This window comes from Blautia argi (genome assembly GCF_003287895.1).
GTDB lineage: Bacteria > Bacillota > Clostridia > Lachnospirales > Lachnospiraceae > Blautia > Blautia argi.
In genome coordinates this window covers 2,837,766-2,853,594 of the sequence record NZ_CP030280.1, presented here as the reverse complement: position 1 = coordinate 2,853,594, position 15,829 = coordinate 2,837,766, and the positions used below count along the sequence as shown (strand labels likewise).

Sequence of the window (15,829 nt, the reverse complement as noted above, 5' to 3'; positions counted from 1 at the left end):
CTAAAAATTAAGCGCTTACCAAAAATATGATTATATATCAAGAAATGGTATCTTTCATTTTCTTTAGATGAATTTGGAGTTTTTCTGCTTTGGACTCCTTGAAGAACAAATGTTCTGAAAAAGCTTGCAATTCCTTAAATAAATGAATATAATATACCATATAAGTTAAGAGAAAACAATCGAAGGCACAATTAAAAAGTAAAGGAAGAGGCTGTTGCACATGTATGACATTAATAATAGAAGATATACAGGAAGTAAATATAAGCTACTTGATTGGATAGAAGAATTGATATTAAATAATTGTGACGGAGAGAGTTTTTTTGATGTGTTTGCAGGCACAGGAATTGTGAGTGTCCATATGAGCAAATATTACAAGAAAGTTATCATGAATGATTTTTTGTTCTCGAATGAAATAATATATAAGGCTTTTTTGGGGAGCGGAGAGTACAATATAGAGGTAATTGAAAAATATAAAAAACAGTTTCAAACAATAAATCCTAGTAAATTAAAGGATAATTATTTTTCGGAAAATTTTGGAGGGAAATACTTTTCATATAATGACGCAAAATTAATAGGCGAGATCAGAGAAGAAATTAAAAGATTAAAAGAAGGATTAACAGATAGAGAATATTGTATCCTTTTAGCCTCTTTATTGTATTCAATGGATAAAATTGCAAATACGGTAGGGCATTATGACGCATATAGAAAAAGAGATAATATTCAAGATAAATTCATTTATGAGTTAATTAATGCAGAGAAAACATCTGATAAATTTGTTATTTATAGAATGGATGCAAATAAATTAGTACGAAAGATAAAAGCAGACATTGCGTTTATTGATCCTCCATATAACAGTCGACAATATAGCAGATTTTATCATGTTTTAGAAAATGTTGTTCAGTGGAAAAAGCCTCGATTAGAAGGAGTTGCGCTGAAGCCACAAGCAGAAAATATGAGTGACTATTGCAGAAGTAATGCTCCTGAGGTTTTTGCTGATTTAATCAAAAATATTGATGTGAAATATATCGTTGTTACATATAACAACACTTATAATTCAAAAAGCAGTTCTTCGAAAAATAAAATTACATTGGAAGAAATAAAAGATATTTTATCATTAAAGGGACAGACGACTGTTTATGAAAAGTCACATCAATGTTTTAATGCTGGGAAGACAGAATTTAGTGATCATAAAGAATTTGTTTTTATAACGAAAGTAGGTACAGGCGATGGAAAATAAAAAAATAATAAGGTCTCCGTTTTTCTATGTGGGAGATAAATATAAGCTTATGCCGCAGCTCAAAGAATTAATGCCAAAGAACATAGAACAGTATATAGAACCATTTGTGGGCGGTGGCAGTTCTTTTTTAAATTCCAAAGGAAATACATACATGTTAAATGATGTGGATTCCTATGTTGTAGAGCTGCATCAGCAAATAGGAAGTTATACTGGTAAATCAGAGGAATTATTTGGAAAATTATTTGATATAATAGATTTTTATGGCTTATCTTGTTCGTATCGTGGAATTTATGTGCCAGAAGAAATGAAAAAGAAATACGTGAAAACTTATTATTCAAAATACAATAAAGAAGCATATATTCGTATGAGAAGAGATTTTAATGCGGAAAAAGATGATTTTCTCAGATTATATCTACTACTGATATATGGATTTAATCATATGATTCGTTTTAATAGAAAGGGTGATTTTAATCTACCTGTGGGGAATGTGGATTTTAATAACAATGTATACCAAGCGTTAAATAATTACCTGGAGTTCATCGGGAAACATAAAATTGAATTTTTTAATATGGATTATATATCCTTTTTGGAAAAGATTGAGTTTGGGAAGAGTTCATATGTGTTTTTGGATCCACCCTATTTGATTTCCATGAGTGAATATAATAAACTGTGGAATGAAAAAAAAGAAGATGAGTTATGCGAATATTTAGATGCTCTAAATGATAAAGGGATTAGATTTGGAATAACAAACTTGATTACTCATAAAGGGAAGGTAAATCAAAGATTTTTAGAGTGGTCGAAAAAATATTTTGCATATGACATAAAGAGTAATTATATTAGTTTTAATGATAATACGATAAAAGCCGATTCACAGGAGGTGTTTGTCACAAATTATGCGTAGCAGAAAAGCTGAGAGCAAACCATTGTCATTTTCGACAACTATGAGAAATCCCAATAGAATTGTAAGATTCTTGAATTGTTTGTTACCGTATGAAAATCAGGTCTTAACGCATGATATAATTATGAAAGTGATATATAATGCAATTAAACAGAAGTTATATACCCCAGTGATAGTTAGAAGAACTCCAGATTTGGCTTGTATTTTAAAGAGTGATGATGAAAAATATTCAGATGCTCAAATCGATTTTATAATTGAAAGAAGTCCCCAAAGGCATAAAGAGGCTGGGTTTGAATATGGCTGGGATTCCAGATTTGATACAATCTTTAAATTGCCGATGGAATTTGGATTTGTTAAATATGCTATGGGAGAACCGATCAGAATTTCAACAACAGGCCATATGTTGATTGATGCAATAAATGGAAAAGAGCCCAATGAAGAAAAGATACAGATGGTATTTCTTAACTCAATGATGAAATATCAAAGTAATAATCCATATAGAAAAAATGCAAATTCAAATGTTCCGCTCATTCTGTTGCTACAAGTATTAAGGTTGTTGAAGGAAGATGCAGAGGAAAACGGTGCAGGAGTTTTTCGGCAAGAATTAAGCCTGTTTATATGTTGGCCGGATAATAATGCCCGATCTTTGTATGAGAAAATAAAGGAAATTAGAAATACGGTTGGTTATTCATATAGCGATGAATATATGTATGAAATTTGTCTGGAGCTATTGGGGGCATCTGATAAACAGCGTAATAGATTTAAACTTTCACAAATATGTGGGGAAGCAGTAGACGAGTATATTCGTAAAATGCGCACGACTGGCATCATATCCTTAAGAGGTCATGGTCGTTTTATAGACTATAATGCCTGGGAAATTGATAAAATTGATTATATTTTGAACAAATATTCGGAATATAGAGCCTTTGAAACAAAGGAGGAATATTTTGAATATATTGGAGAAGTGGATGCTGCTATAATAAAAATGAAAAGTGCGGTTCCGGCAGATACAACAGACTTGAGGAAAGCAACTTTAAAAAAATTTGCGGCAGAATATTCAAAAGAGGAAATATATTTAGAGTTGTGCAAAGTATGCAATAAAACAGCAAGTACAGACTATATGTTAAAATTATTGCCAGGACCTGTGCGATTAGAGTTTTTAACTAGCATTGCCATGGTACAGAATTTTGAAAATTTAGATGTAATGCCCAATTATACTGTAGACGATGAAGGATTGCCGACGAATACAGCATCAGGGGGAAAAGCAGATATCGTGTGTTCGGATAAAGAATATCAGAGCTTGATAGAAGTTACCTTAATGTGCGGCAGACAGGAACAGGTACATAATGAGATTATACCGATAAGAAGACATTTAGTTGAAGAAAAGAAGAATCAGGAAAAGACGTTTTCTGTTTTGGTTGCACCCATAATTCATGAAGATACAAAACAGATTGCAGAGTGGTATAAATTTAAAGAAGATTTGGATATTGTCCCATATGATATTGAGAGATTTTTGAAAAAAATCAAACGGGAAAACAAGATAGCAAGTCTGTTGGAGTGAGGAATGAATAGCGAAGATGTTATAAAATATAGTAAAAGAAATAATAGGATACATAACTCAGTAGACAGAACAGATTTTGTATGTTTAGAAATAAATATTCAGAGAGAAAGCAGATGGTTAAAAAGAGTTTGTTCCTATGCACAAAAAATAGCCCCTAATTTAAATGTTGGGCAGGCTAACTCTTCAGAAGTAAGATCAATAAGCATAGTGGAAATAGACAATCTATCTGGTTTAATTGCAGAATATGCATGTGAAGAAGTCTTAAAGTGGAGATATGGAAAGGAATTGATTATTAAACCGAAAAATAATACTTCACACAATCAAATAGATCTAAAACTGTACAATGGAAAAACAATAGAAGTGAGATCTTCATGTGTGCGTAATGGGATTGATTTTGCTATATTTTCAAAAAACATAAAGACTTTTGATGAGCAGTATTTTGATGTGATTGGTCCTTATTCAAATGAGTACAAGAAGTGTGAATTTTTTAAAGATTATTATATGAGAGTATTATATGAATGTGATAAGCGCAATTTTCTGGATCTTTTAAAGAAGCCTGTAGTAAGATTATTTATTACAGGTGGTGCAACAAAGAAAATGATGAATGATTCACAGTATTATCAGATTAAACATTTGATGCCAGCAGGAGGTCAAGTGAAGGTTGAATCAGATTATAGAGTTATTCCTTTGGCAAAAAGCTTGGATATTAATGAATTTTTTTCAATTCTGGAGAGAGAAAATGAAAAACTAGTTGTCGTTCATTCATGATTCTGAGAAGATACATCACATATAATACAGAATACAAAATCATATTTAAATTTCACCAAACTCCCCCTATACTTTTTTACCAGCTTATGTTATCTTTAACAGGAAACAATGCATCAGACATCTATGATGTCTGCCAATATATTTTACAGAGGATAATACTATATGAGAGTTCAGGAAAAGATGAAAAAGCCGGTGTTGGAGGCAAAATATCTGAATGTGGAAAACACAGACAGATACCGCCCCATCATTCGGCTTTTTTATTTAAAGTATGAAAAACTGAAATACTGGCTGTATCAGGAGGAGGTCTTTGAGGAATTAAAGGAAGACCCGTATTTTGAAGAATATACCATGGAGCAGTGTCAGCAGGATCTGGCAGCCCTGACTTCCTGGGGAAATTTGGTGACGATTCAGGATACCAGAAAGGTTACCACCATTGAAGAATTCAAAAACAAGAAATTTCGGTATCAGCTTTCCGAAACGGCAGTAGAAATTGAGCGTATGGTGATTCGGCTTGAAAATCTCTTTATAGAAGGCTCTTCCCTGGAGCCGACGCTTTTGGAACGAATCCGTTTGAATCTGGGGAAAATAGAGGAAATGGCTGAAAAAGAAGAAGAGAAGCTGTATAGCTGGTGGAATGACCTAAACAATGATTTTATTCGCCTGAATCAGAATTATCAGGACTATATGCGAGAATTAAACAGCGTAAAAGCAGAGGAAATGATGAGAACCAGAGAAATCCTGCTGTTTAAAGACAGGCTTATGGAATATCTGCGCTCTTTTGTCAAAAGCCTTCAGATTCATATGACAGCCATTGAGCAGGAATTAGGAAATGTAAACAAAGGAGCTGTGAGAAGAATCTTGGAAAGAGTAACAGCTTATGAGGTTTCTATTCCGCGTATTGATGTGGAAGTTGAGGAACAGATGATTTATGAAAAAATAAGTGGAAGATGGAAAAGTCTGGTAGAATGGTTTGTGGGAAAGGAGGGACAGGAGTCAGAAGCAGGTAAGGTTTTTGATACGACTCATCAATCAGCAGCCTGCCTGTGCAGCCGTCTGTGTCAGCGGGTAGCCCAGGCTTGCCGCATTGCTTCTTTTAGATTTGCTGAAAGAAGATCATAGCTTCTGGTATGCCGGGGATTTTGACCCGGAAGGACTTTTGATTGCACAGAACTTAAAGGAACGGTATAAAACAGCGCCGCATATCAGGAAGCCATGCTGGAAATTTATCAGGAAGGAACATGAGGATTTACAAACAGCATTGCCAAAGCCCCGTACCTGCCGTATACTGAATACATATTCAATATTATTTACAAAGGAGATACACCCATGACAAAAACACTAAAACGTCTGGCAGGATATTACAAGCCCTACAAGGGACTGTTCTTTTCGGATATGTTCTTTGCCATTCTCGGGGCAGGAATCACCCTGGTGATTCCGCTGCTTGTGCGGTATATTACCAGCACAGTTGTTTACCTTCCGTCAGATAAGTCAACCGACATGATTGTAAAGCTGGGAATTTTTATGATTGTGCTGGTGCTGATAGAAGCATTTTGTAACTTTTACATTGCCTATTACGGACACATTATGGGCGCCAGTATTGAGCGGGATATGAGAAATGAGATTTTCAGCCATTATCAGAAATTATCCTTTGCTTTTTACGACAACCAGAAAGTGGGACATTTGTTGTCCAGAATCACAGCAGATTTATTCGATATCAGCGAATTGCTTCACCACGGCCCTGAAGATTTGGTGATTTCCATTATTAAATTTGTAGGCGCATTCGGAATTTTAATGTTTATCAATGTGCGTTTGGCTTTGGCAGCATTTCTGTTTATTCCCTTTTTGATTCTTTACGCTGTCTATTTTAACAAAAAGATGAAAAGGGCATTCCGGGAAAACAGAGCTAGAATTGCAGACATTAACACCCAGATTGAGGATAGTCTTTCTGGTATCCGCGTGGTAAAATCCTTTGCCAATGAAAAAGTAGAGATGAAGAAATTCCGCCAGGGAAATGAGCGGTTTGTAAACTCTAAGAAACTCAGCTACAAATATATGGGAACCTACAACAGCGGTATGGGGGCATTTACTACTCTGATTACCATTTCCGTGCTGCTGACAGGGGCCTTTTATCTCACAAAAGGAGAAATGCCGGTAGAGGATTTGGTAACCGTGCTTTTGTATATCAATAACTTTACAGACCCGGTGAAAAAGCTGATTACCTTTACCGAGCAGTTCCAGAATGGATATAGCGGGTATTCTCGTTTCCTGGAAATTATGGCGGTTGCCCCGGATATCCAGGATGCGCTGGACGCAGAAGAGGTGTCTGATGTAAAAGGCGCCATTGATTTTGAAAATGTATCCTTTGCCTATGAAGGAACGCAGGAAAAGGTATTAAGCCATGTGAACTTAAAGGTAAAAGCAGGGGAATATGTGGCGCTGGTAGGAAGTTCCGGCGCAGGAAAAACCACTCTTTGCAGTCTGATTCCCCGCTTCTATGATGTGACAGAAGGTCGGGTGCTTTTGGATGGAGAGGATATCCGAGAGCTGAAGCTGCAAAGTCTGAGAAATCAGATAGGAATTGTGCAGCAGGACGTATATTTGTTTGCAGGCACGGTTATGGAAAATATTCGTTACGGAAAGCCGGACGCTACAGATGAGGAAGTGATTCGGGCGGCAAAGGCAGCCAATGCCCATGAATTTATCATGGAATTGGAACAGGGATATGATACGGATATTGGTCAAAGAGGCGTGAAGCTTTCCGGAGGGCAGAAGCAACGTTTGTCCATTGCCAGAGTTTTTCTGAAAAATCCGCCGATTCTGATTTTTGATGAGGCAACTTCTGCCCTGGATAATGAAAGTGAAAAAATTGTGCAGCAATCCCTGGAAAATCTGGCAAAAGACAGAACTACCTTTGTCATTGCCCACAGACTTTCCACCATTCGCAAGGCACAGAGAATTCTGGTGCTGACCGAGGACGGTATTGCAGAAGAAGGAACCCATGAGGAGCTTATGAAAAAGAACGGTATTTACAGCAGTCTGTATAAGCTGTCCTTTGCATAAGGGAAGGGAGATATTTATTATGATAGCAGAGAAAATGAAAAAACTTGTAAATAACAGCTCAGCCATTCGTGCCATGTTTGAGGAAGGAAAGAAAATGGCAGAAAAGTACGGCGCGGAAAACGTCTATGATTTCAGCCTTGGAAATCCCAATGTTCCGGCGCCTGCTGAGGTAAAGGAAGCAATTTTAAAGGAACTGGAGGAAGAAGATTCCCTTATGCTTCATGGCTACATGAGCAACAGTGGATACGAAGATGTCAGAGAGGCTGTGGCACAGTCCTTAAATCAGCGGTTTGGAACTGCTTTTGACCAGAAGAATATTGTTATGACAGTGGGAGCGGCAGGGGGGTTGAACGTAATACTTAAGACCCTCTTAAATCCCGGGGACGAAGTCATGGTCATTGCCCCGTATTTTGGGGAATACAATTCCTATGTGGCAAATTATGACGGCAAGGTAGTGGTTGTCAGTCCGAATACAGATACCTTCCAGCCCAATCTTACAGAGCTGGAGGAAAAGATTACGGAGAAAACAAAAGCTGTGATTGTCAACTCGCCAAACAATCCCACAGGCGTGGTGTATTCAGAGGAAATCATTCAGAAAATGGCGGACATTCTGGAGAAGAAGCAGAGCCGGTTTCAGAGTGATATTTATCTGATTTCTGATGAACCCTACCGGGAGCTGGCATACGATGGGGTAGAAGTGCCGTATCTGACAAAATATTACAGAAATACGATTGTGGCATATTCCTTCAGCAAATCTCTTTCTCTTCCGGGAGAACGTATTGGTTATCTGGTGATTCCGGACGAGGCGGCAGACGGCAGCGAGATTCAGGCAGCAGCGAATGTTGCCACCAGAATTCTGGGATATGTCAATGCACCATCGCTTATGCAGAAGGCAGTGGCAAGATGTCTGGACGCAAGGGCAGATGTGCCTTATTATAACAGAAACAGGGAAACCCTTTATAATGGCTTAAGGGAACTGGGATTTTCCTGTATTAAACCACAGGGTGCCTTTTATCTGTTTGTGAAATCTCCGGTAGAAGATGAAAAGATTTTCTGTGAGGCAGCGAAAAAATATCATATACTACTGGTTCCCGGGTCTTCCTTTGCCTGTCCCGGGTATGTACGGATTGCATACTGCGTATCCTATGAAACCATTGTAAATGCAATGCCTGGCTTCCAAAAACTGGCAGAGGAATTTTAGAAAACTTTTTAGAAAAGTTCATTGTTTTTGGGAGAAACTATGATAAGATGATTCTATATAAAGGGAAATGTAAAGGTATAACAGGATAAGAGGATAAATTTATGAACAGACAGGAATTTTTAAGAATACTCAGAGAAACTCTGCAGAGCCGCCTGACGCCTCAGGAAACAGAGCAGCATGTGGAGTATTACAGAACCTATATAGAAGAAGAAATCCGGGAGGGAAAGACGGAAATGGAAATTCTTGATGTGCTGGGAGATCCCAGATTAATTGCCAGAACCATTCTGGATACAACAGTTTCTTCCGGAAACACACAGCAACAGGATTATTATGAAGAAAGCCGGACAGAAGCCTGTGAGGGGGAGCATACAAAAGTCCCGGATACTGCAAAGAGGATTTTATACCTCTGCGTTGGAATTGCCATTACCTTTGCGGTTTTGTTCTTTATTGTGCGCCTGGTGATATTTCTTCTGCCTGTAGCGCTGGCAGCAGGGGCTGTTTTTCTGGTGATTTCTTATCTTAAGAAGCGATAGGGGAAAACAAAAAAGAAAGAGAAACACCCGACAGGGGAGCTGCCGGGTGTTTCGAGGGGAGTATAAATAATTAAATAAGGGGTTATAATGTAAAAAAAATTTTTGAAGGGTAAATTCTTTTTACAATCCATATTATAATATAAAAGGAAAAAAAATGCAATAATATTATTTTTTTCTTATAAATTTGTTAAAAAATAGGAAATATAATTGTGAAGGATTCTCCGTATATTTTGGAAGATTACAGGGATACTAAGACTGTAACCAAAAAAGTGAAATCAGGAGGAAACAACAATGGCTAAAAATGCAAACAACACAAATAGCACAAATAAAAACAAAGCAGGTGCTTCCAACACAAAAAATTCCTATGCACAGAATAACGGAAGCCAGAACTGTCATACATCTGACAAGGCATCTGATAAAAATGCAGCAGACAACATGAACAGAAATAAATAAAACAGAGTACACCCCTTTTGTAATCAGCCGTCCCACAGCGCCCAAAAGATGCGTTATGGGGCGGCTTTTTGCGACAGAATGGAAGTATGTCGCTGATGCGCCTCACTGCAGCCTTCAGGAGAGCGTATAGCAAAAACTACATATGATATAGTAAAAGCTAAAAGGAAACAGAGCTATGTTGAGTATAGATACCATTGCAGCACAGGAATTAGATGCCTATAAGGACAGAGATGATGTGTTGATTATAGATTTGCGGGACAGGGAGGCTTATGAGGAAAGTCATTTCTGTACAGCAGTAAACATTCCCTATGAAGAGCTGGAGATATGCCGGAAGCTTCCAAGGACAAAGCTGCTGGTTTTATACTGCGAGCGGGGCAGCGCCAGCCTGTTTGCAGCCAGATCCCTGATGAAGATGGGATTCCGGGTGAAATCCGTAGTGGGAGGGATTCGATGTTATCAAGGTTCCAACTTGTATTTTTCCACAGGGCATAGTAGAATAAAAAAATAAACAGAGGGGCTGTGTTATGCGGCCCCGGTATAAAGGAGAACAAAAATATGAAATATATGTTTGCATCAGATATTCACGGCTCTCAGTATTATTGTAAGAAAATGCTGGACGCATATAGAGAGGAAAAAGCAGACCGTTTGATTTTGCTGGGAGATTTGCTCTATCATGGTCCAAGAAATGATTTGCCGAAGGAGTATGCACCAAAGCAGGTCATTGCCATGTTAAATGAGGTAAAGGAAGAGTTGTATGTTGTGAGAGGAAATTGTGATGCAGAGGTAGACCAGATGGTGTTGCAGTTCCCGATTATGGCAGATTATTGTATTCTCATGGACGGGGAAAGAACTATTTATGCCAGCCATGGACATGTATATAATGAAGAACATCTTCCGCCAATGAAGAAAGGGGATATTTTTGTCCATGGGCATACTCATGTGCTGCGAGCAGAGAAAAAAGAAGAGTATACCATTTTAAATCCAGGCTCTGTGTCCATACCAAAGGAAGGAAATATTCCTACATATGCAATTTTGGAGGACGGTCTGTTCAGTATCCGCGGATTTGACGGAGAGATTGTGAAGGAGTTAAAACTTTAATGAAAACGTTTGAATTAATTGCACCCTGTCATTTTGGATTGGAAGCGGTTTTAAAGAGGGAAATTCAGGATTTGGGGTATGAAATCAGCGAAGTAGAGGACGGAAAGGTTACGTTCTGGGGTGACGCAGACGCCATTGTAAGAGCCAATGTGTTTCTTCGCACCACAGAGAGAATTCTTTTAAAAGTTGCAAAGATAAAAGCTACTACATTTGAGGAATTGTTTGACAAAACAAAAGCCCTTCCATGGGAAGAGTTTATCCCTCTGAATGGGAAATTCTGGGTAGCAAAAGCAAATTCTGTAAAGAGTAAGCTGTTCAGTCCCTCGGATATTCAGTCTATTATGAAAAAAGCCATGGTGGAACGGCTGAAATCTGTGTACCATGTGGAATGGTTTGAGGAGGACGGTCCTTCCTACCCCGTTCGTGTGGCCTTTATGAAAGATGTAGCAACCATCGGTATCGATACCACAGGATTGTCTCTGCATAAAAGAGGATATCGTCAGCTTACCAGTAAGGCACCTATTACAGAAACCCTGGCAGCAGCTCTTTTAAAGCTTACGCCCTGGAATAAGGAGCGCATTTTGATCGATCCATTCTGCGGTAGCGGAACCTTTCCTATTGAAGCCGCTATGATGGCGGCAAATATTGCTCCGGGAATGAACAGAAGTTTTCTTTCTGAGGACTGGAAAAATCTGATTTCCAGAAAATACTGGTACAATGTTCATGATGAGGCAAGGGATTTGATGAATCCTAATATTGAAACCGATATCCAGGGCTATGATTTGGACGGAGAAATTGTAAAAGCAGCAAGGGAAAATGCCAAAAGAGCCGGTGTAGAACATTTGATTCATTTTCAGCAAAGAGATGTAAAGGATTTAAGACATTCTAAAAAATACGGATTTGTGGTGACAAATCCGCCTTACGGAGAGCGTATCGAAGAGAGAGAAAATCTTCCTGCGCTTTATGAAACCATTGGAAAGAGCTTTGCGGGACTGGATTCCTGGTCTATGTATCTGATTACAGCCTATGCAGATGCAGAGCGCTATATAGGAAGAAAGGCAGATAAAAACCGTAAAATCTACAATGGTATGATGAAAACCTATTATTATCAGTTTTTAGGCCCAAAACCGCCCAGGAAGAAGGACAGACCGGAAGGAAAGGAGAGAAGCGACCAATGAAAAGAATGATTTTTGCAACCGGAAATGAAAACAAAATGAAAGAAATCAGAGAAATTCTGGGAGATTTACCCCTGGAAATTCTTTCTATGAAGCAGGCAGGGATTTCTGCAGACATTGAGGAGGACGGAACAAGCTTTGAGGAGAATGCGCTGATTAAGGCAAGAGAGGTTTGTCGTCTGGCAGGGGAAATGGTTCTTGCTGATGATTCCGGTCTGGAAATTGATTACTTAAATGGAGAGCCAGGAATTTATTCTGCGCGTTATATGGGAGAGGATACCTCTTACCGTATAAAAAATCAGAATTTAATCGACAGGTTGGAGGGGGTACCGGACGAACAGCGAACAGCCCGTTTTGTGTGTGCCATTGCGGCTGTTTTCCCAAACGGAAAAGAGCTGGTGGTAAGAGGAACTGTGGAAGGCATGATTGGATATGAAGAGCGGGGCGAGAATGGCTTTGGATACGACCCCATTTTTTATCTGCCGGACAGAGGGGTAAGTACCGCAGAACTTCCGCCGGAAGAGAAAAACAGCCTCAGCCACAGAGGAAATGCCCTGCGTAAGATGAAAGAACTTCTGGAGAAAGAGCATTTGCTTTGATGCTGAAAAGTGTATTAGGAAAAGAAGGATAAAACAATATGAAAATATTAATTGTCAGCGATACCCATGGGCATTCCAGCAATCTGGAAAGGGTTCTGGAAACAGATGGGCCTTTTGATCACCTGATTCATCTGGGAGATGTGGAAGGGCAGGAGGATTACATAGAAGTTATTGCAGGCTGTCCGGTACATATGGTGGCAGGAAATAATGACTTTTTCTCGGATTTGCCAAGAGAAGAGGAATTCTGGATTGGAGAATACCATATTTTGATTACCCATGGGCATTATTATGGTGTTTCTGTGGGCACAGACCGTTTGAAGGAAGAGGCTTTGCTTCGAAAAATTGATATTGTAATGTATGGACATACCCACCGTCCGGATCTTGAAATCGAGGAAAATCTGACGGTGCTGAATCCAGGAAGTCTGTCTTATCCAAGACAGTTGGGACGCAAACCCAGTTTTCTTATTATGGAAATCGACAGACAGGGAAAAGCACACTATACCATTCATTATCTGTAGGCCTGTCGGAGGGAGTTGCATCATTGCAGAAGAAAGGCGCTTACCGGGAAATTTTATAAAGACATTTGAGAATATAAAGATTTCCCGGCAGGCGAAAAATCAGTCTGCAATTTATCAAACGTTTTTGCGGGAGTAATTTCTATATGCAGGTGGAGTTTTACGCTTCAATAAACCTGTAAAAAAAAGTTGAAAAAATTTTAAAAAAGGTGTTGACTTTTCTGGAAGGTCATGGTATATTATATTTCGTCGCCGGGCAAGAGAGTTCGGAAGACAAGAAACAACACACTTCGGGGTGTGGCTCAGCTTGGCTAGAGCGCCTGGTTTGGGACCAGGAGGTCGCAGGTTCGAATCCTGTCACCCCGACTGTTTCAAATAAGAAACACTTGATTATGCGGGTGTAGTTCAGTGGTAGAACACCAGCCTTCCAAGCTGGATATGTGGGTTCGATTCCCATCACCCGCTTTCATGAAGCTTCTTCATGAGATGTGTTTGTAGCTCAGCTGGATAGAGCAACGGCCTTCTAAGCCGTGGGTCGGGGGTTCGAATCCCTCCAAGCACGTTTGCATACAAATGCATATGGTGGGTATAGCGCAGTTGGTTAGCGCGCCAGATTGTGGCTCTGGAGGCCAAGGGTTCGAATCCCTTTATCCACCTTTAGCCGTAAGGCGGTCTTGGGCTATCGCCAAGCGGTAAGGCACAGGACTTTGACTCCTGCACTCGCTGGTTCGAATCCAGCTAGCCCAGTTTAATATTATATATGGAGCATTAGCTCAGTCGGTAGAGCACTTGACTTTTAATCAAGTTGTCCGGGGTTCGAATCCCCGATGCTTCACTAAAGAAAGAAGTTCAAATTCTTAGAATATAAGAATTTGGGCTATTTTTTTGTTCTTTATAGGAAAGTTCGTTTCCTATAAAGCAAAAACGCTTCGCGAGGATTCCACTGCGGCGGAATGGAAATGCGCTCTGTGACAAAAACACCTTTTGAGATTTCTCTTAATATAAACGACCCGGAATCAAGGTATGCGGCAGTTGTGTTTGATGCAGAAGGAAATCCCCTTTCACCGGGAAGCTTTGTGGGAACTGAGGGAGAATATGCCATTGGAGAACGGGATATCTCTACTGTATATGTGTATGTATGCGATGCTGTGGAATATATTATCAGGAGGTGCAATTCGATAAATAAAATCCATATTGCTGTAAAAAGAACGGCAGAAAACGCTTTCCCTATGCGCTTTCTGCCGTTTCAGTCTGCGGATAACAGGACTTGAACCTGCACGTCGTGGACACCAGAACCTAAATCTGGCGCGTCTGCCAATTCCGCCATATCCGCGTATGGAATCTCAAACACTATAATTTTATGATATTATTTCGATTTTGTCAAATACTTTTCACATACAAAAGTCTTTTCTTTTACATATAAATTAGGGTATAATTCAATGGAATAAAATAAGAAAGAGAGAGAAGCATGAAGAATAGATACGATAGAACCATTACTGCCTGCTTTCTTGCGTACATTGTACAGGCCATTGTAAATAACTTTGTTCCTTTGTTATTTTTAACCTTTCAGCAAAGCTATCAGATTCCTCTTTCCCAGATTACAATTCTGGTGACTTTTAATTTCGGAGTACAGCTTTTGGTAGATTTGTTTGCAGTAGGTTTTGTAGACAAAATCGGGTATCGGATATCCATGGTAATGGCGCATGTGTTTTCTGCATCAGGACTTCTTCTGCTGCCAATATTACCGGAAATTTTGCCTTCAGCCTTTGCAGGTATTTTGATTGGCGTAATGGTGTATGCCATTGGAGGCGGTCTTTTGGAGGTGCTGGTAAGCCCAGTGGTAGAAGCATGTCCTTCTGATAATAAAGAAAAAGCCATGAGCATGCTCCATTCTTTTTATTGTTGGGGACATGTAGGTGTGGTATTGCTGTCCACCCTGTTTTTTTGTTTTTTCGGAATCGAAAACTGGAAGGTTCTGGCAGTAATATGGGCATTGCTTCCGCTGGCAAATGCTTTTGTGTTTACCAGAGTTCCTATGGTTTCCTTAATAAAAGAGGGAGAAACCGGGCTGCATCTTAAAGAATTATTTGGAATGAAGATTTTTTGGATATTGCTGCTTATGATGATTTGTGCAGGTGCCAGTGAACAGGCGGTAAGCCAGTGGGCGTCTACCTTTGCGGAGAAAGGGCTGGGGATTTCCAAAACTGCGGGAGATTTGGCGGGACCTATGGCTTTTGCAGTTCTTATGGGGGTGTCCAGAGTATTTTACGGGAAATACGGAGAGCGGATTTCTCTGGATCATTTTATGAGAATAAGCTGTGTGCTTTGCGTTGCTTCCTATATGGGGATTTCGCTTAGTCCTGTTCCGGTAGTTAGCCTGCTTTCCTGCGCGGTCTGCGGACTGTCTGTTGGAATTATGTGGCCCGGTACATTCAGTAAGGCGGCCAGGGCTTTGCCAAGAGGAGGAACTGCCATGTTTGCTCTGCTGGCATTAGGAGGTGATTTGGGGTGCTCCGGAGGTCCTGCTTTGGTAGGAGGTGTTGCCAGTCTGGCGGGAGAGAATTTAAAGGTGGGAATTTTTATGGCTATGATATTCCCTGTTCTTTTAATGATTGGGATTTTTTTATGCAAGAAAGTACAAGAGGAAAGAAAATACATGGCATAAAAGAGGATTTCTTGTCCATACACGAAGGAAGAGTAGGCAAGAAATCCTTTTGATGTTTTTTGTTGG

At 39.4% G+C, this 15,829-nt stretch carries 17 protein-coding genes and 7 tRNA genes; 23 read left to right on the top strand and 1 reads right to left on the bottom strand.

Translation table 11 applies throughout. The features are described 5' to 3' along the window. Window positions 1-220: 220 nt before the first annotated feature. The 22 genes from DQQ01_RS13870 (at window position 221) to DQQ01_RS13770 (ending at window position 14,369) form a co-directional block, all read left to right on the top strand. Complete coding sequence (locus DQQ01_RS13870) at window positions 221-1,237, top strand: DNA adenine methylase (RefSeq protein WP_111920495.1); 1,017 nt, start codon at window positions 221-223, stop codon at window positions 1,235-1,237. Beyond that, window positions 1,227-2,138 (top strand): Dam family site-specific DNA-(adenine-N6)-methyltransferase, encoded by a 912-nt coding sequence (locus DQQ01_RS13865; RefSeq protein ID WP_111920494.1) that lies wholly within the window; start codon window positions 1,227-1,229, stop codon window positions 2,136-2,138. Before DQQ01_RS13870 ends, DQQ01_RS13865 begins: the two co-directional genes overlap by 11 nt. Then, window positions 2,119-3,696 (top strand): AlwI family type II restriction endonuclease, encoded by a 1,578-nt coding sequence (locus DQQ01_RS13860; RefSeq protein WP_207657631.1) that lies wholly within the window; start codon window positions 2,119-2,121, stop codon window positions 3,694-3,696. Before DQQ01_RS13865 ends, DQQ01_RS13860 begins: the two co-directional genes overlap by 20 nt. A 3-nt stretch (window positions 3,697-3,699) precedes the next feature. Continuing rightward, the gene (locus DQQ01_RS13855) at window positions 3,700-4,464 is read left to right on the top strand and encodes a hypothetical protein (RefSeq protein ID WP_111920492.1); all 765 of its coding nucleotides are present in this window, start codon (window positions 3,700-3,702) and stop codon (window positions 4,462-4,464) included. A gap of 162 nt (window positions 4,465-4,626) precedes the next feature. Further along, window positions 4,627-5,583 carry a TIGR02677 family protein gene (locus DQQ01_RS13850; RefSeq protein ID WP_111920491.1) on the top strand — a complete coding sequence of 319 codons (957 nt, stop codon included), beginning with the start codon at window positions 4,627-4,629 and terminating at the stop codon, window positions 5,581-5,583. Further along, the gene (locus DQQ01_RS18265) at window positions 5,549-5,794 is read left to right on the top strand and encodes a DUF2399 domain-containing protein (protein ID WP_111920490.1); all 246 of its coding nucleotides are present in this window, start codon (window positions 5,549-5,551) and stop codon (window positions 5,792-5,794) included. The genes DQQ01_RS13850 and DQQ01_RS18265 overlap by 35 nt, the downstream gene beginning before the upstream one ends. Next, window positions 5,791-7,524, top strand: coding sequence for an ABC transporter ATP-binding protein (locus DQQ01_RS13840; protein WP_111920489.1), 1,734 nt, complete (start codon window positions 5,791-5,793; stop codon window positions 7,522-7,524). Before DQQ01_RS18265 ends, DQQ01_RS13840 begins: the two co-directional genes overlap by 4 nt. Window positions 7,525-7,543: 19 nt before the next feature. Further along, window positions 7,544-8,725, top strand: coding sequence for a pyridoxal phosphate-dependent aminotransferase (locus tag DQQ01_RS13835; protein WP_111920488.1), 1,182 nt, complete (start codon window positions 7,544-7,546; stop codon window positions 8,723-8,725). Between the two features lie 101 nt (window positions 8,726-8,826). Then, window positions 8,827-9,258 carry a DUF1700 domain-containing protein gene (locus DQQ01_RS13830; protein WP_111920487.1) on the top strand — a complete coding sequence of 144 codons (432 nt, stop codon included), beginning with the start codon at window positions 8,827-8,829 and terminating at the stop codon, window positions 9,256-9,258. A gap of 291 nt (window positions 9,259-9,549) precedes the next feature. Further along, window positions 9,550-9,711, top strand: coding sequence for a hypothetical protein (locus DQQ01_RS15960; protein WP_162624328.1), 162 nt, complete (start codon window positions 9,550-9,552; stop codon window positions 9,709-9,711). Between the two features lie 175 nt (window positions 9,712-9,886). After that, window positions 9,887-10,219 carry a rhodanese-like domain-containing protein gene (locus DQQ01_RS13825; RefSeq protein WP_111920486.1) on the top strand — a complete coding sequence of 111 codons (333 nt, stop codon included), beginning with the start codon at window positions 9,887-9,889 and terminating at the stop codon, window positions 10,217-10,219. Between the two features lie 47 nt (window positions 10,220-10,266). Then, entirely contained in the window at window positions 10,267-10,809 is a 543-nt protein-coding gene (gene yfcE, locus DQQ01_RS13820; RefSeq protein WP_111920485.1) for a phosphodiesterase, read from the top strand. Continuing rightward, complete coding sequence (locus tag DQQ01_RS13815) at window positions 10,809-11,987, top strand: THUMP domain-containing class I SAM-dependent RNA methyltransferase (RefSeq protein WP_111920484.1); 1,179 nt, start codon at window positions 10,809-10,811, stop codon at window positions 11,985-11,987. The genes yfcE and DQQ01_RS13815 overlap by 1 nt, the downstream gene beginning before the upstream one ends. Then, window positions 11,984-12,583, top strand: a complete 600-nt coding sequence (locus DQQ01_RS13810) for an XTP/dITP diphosphatase (RefSeq protein WP_111920483.1) — start codon at window positions 11,984-11,986, stop codon at window positions 12,581-12,583. Before DQQ01_RS13815 ends, DQQ01_RS13810 begins: the two co-directional genes overlap by 4 nt. Window positions 12,584-12,621: 38 nt before the next feature. Continuing rightward, window positions 12,622-13,101 carry a metallophosphoesterase family protein gene (locus DQQ01_RS13805; RefSeq protein ID WP_111920482.1) on the top strand — a complete coding sequence of 160 codons (480 nt, stop codon included), beginning with the start codon at window positions 12,622-12,624 and terminating at the stop codon, window positions 13,099-13,101. Between the two features lie 288 nt (window positions 13,102-13,389). After that, window positions 13,390-13,464 (top strand) — tRNA-Pro (locus DQQ01_RS13800). A 28-nt stretch (window positions 13,465-13,492) separates the two neighbouring features. Next, window positions 13,493-13,563, top strand: a tRNA-Gly gene (locus DQQ01_RS13795). A 23-nt stretch (window positions 13,564-13,586) separates the two neighbouring features. Continuing rightward, window positions 13,587-13,660: transfer RNA gene (locus DQQ01_RS13790), tRNA-Arg, on the top strand. Between the two features lie 20 nt (window positions 13,661-13,680). Then, window positions 13,681-13,754: transfer RNA gene (locus tag DQQ01_RS13785), tRNA-His, on the top strand. Between the two features lie 19 nt (window positions 13,755-13,773). Beyond that, window positions 13,774-13,845 (top strand) — tRNA-Gln (locus DQQ01_RS13780). Between the two features lie 15 nt (window positions 13,846-13,860). Beyond that, window positions 13,861-13,933, top strand: a tRNA-Lys gene (locus DQQ01_RS13775). A gap of 133 nt (window positions 13,934-14,066) precedes the next feature. Then, window positions 14,067-14,369, top strand: coding sequence for a hypothetical protein (locus DQQ01_RS13770; protein WP_207657630.1), 303 nt, complete (start codon window positions 14,067-14,069; stop codon window positions 14,367-14,369). Here DQQ01_RS13770 and DQQ01_RS13765 read toward each other — a convergent pair. Further along, a tRNA-Leu gene (locus tag DQQ01_RS13765) sits at window positions 14,351-14,431 on the bottom strand. The genes DQQ01_RS13770 and DQQ01_RS13765 overlap by 19 nt on opposite strands. A gap of 135 nt (window positions 14,432-14,566) precedes the next feature. Here DQQ01_RS13765 and DQQ01_RS13760 point away from each other — a divergent pair. Then, the gene (locus DQQ01_RS13760) at window positions 14,567-15,763 is read left to right on the top strand and encodes an MFS transporter (RefSeq protein WP_111920480.1); all 1,197 of its coding nucleotides are present in this window, start codon (window positions 14,567-14,569) and stop codon (window positions 15,761-15,763) included. The last annotated feature ends 66 nt before the right edge of the window (window positions 15,764-15,829 follow it).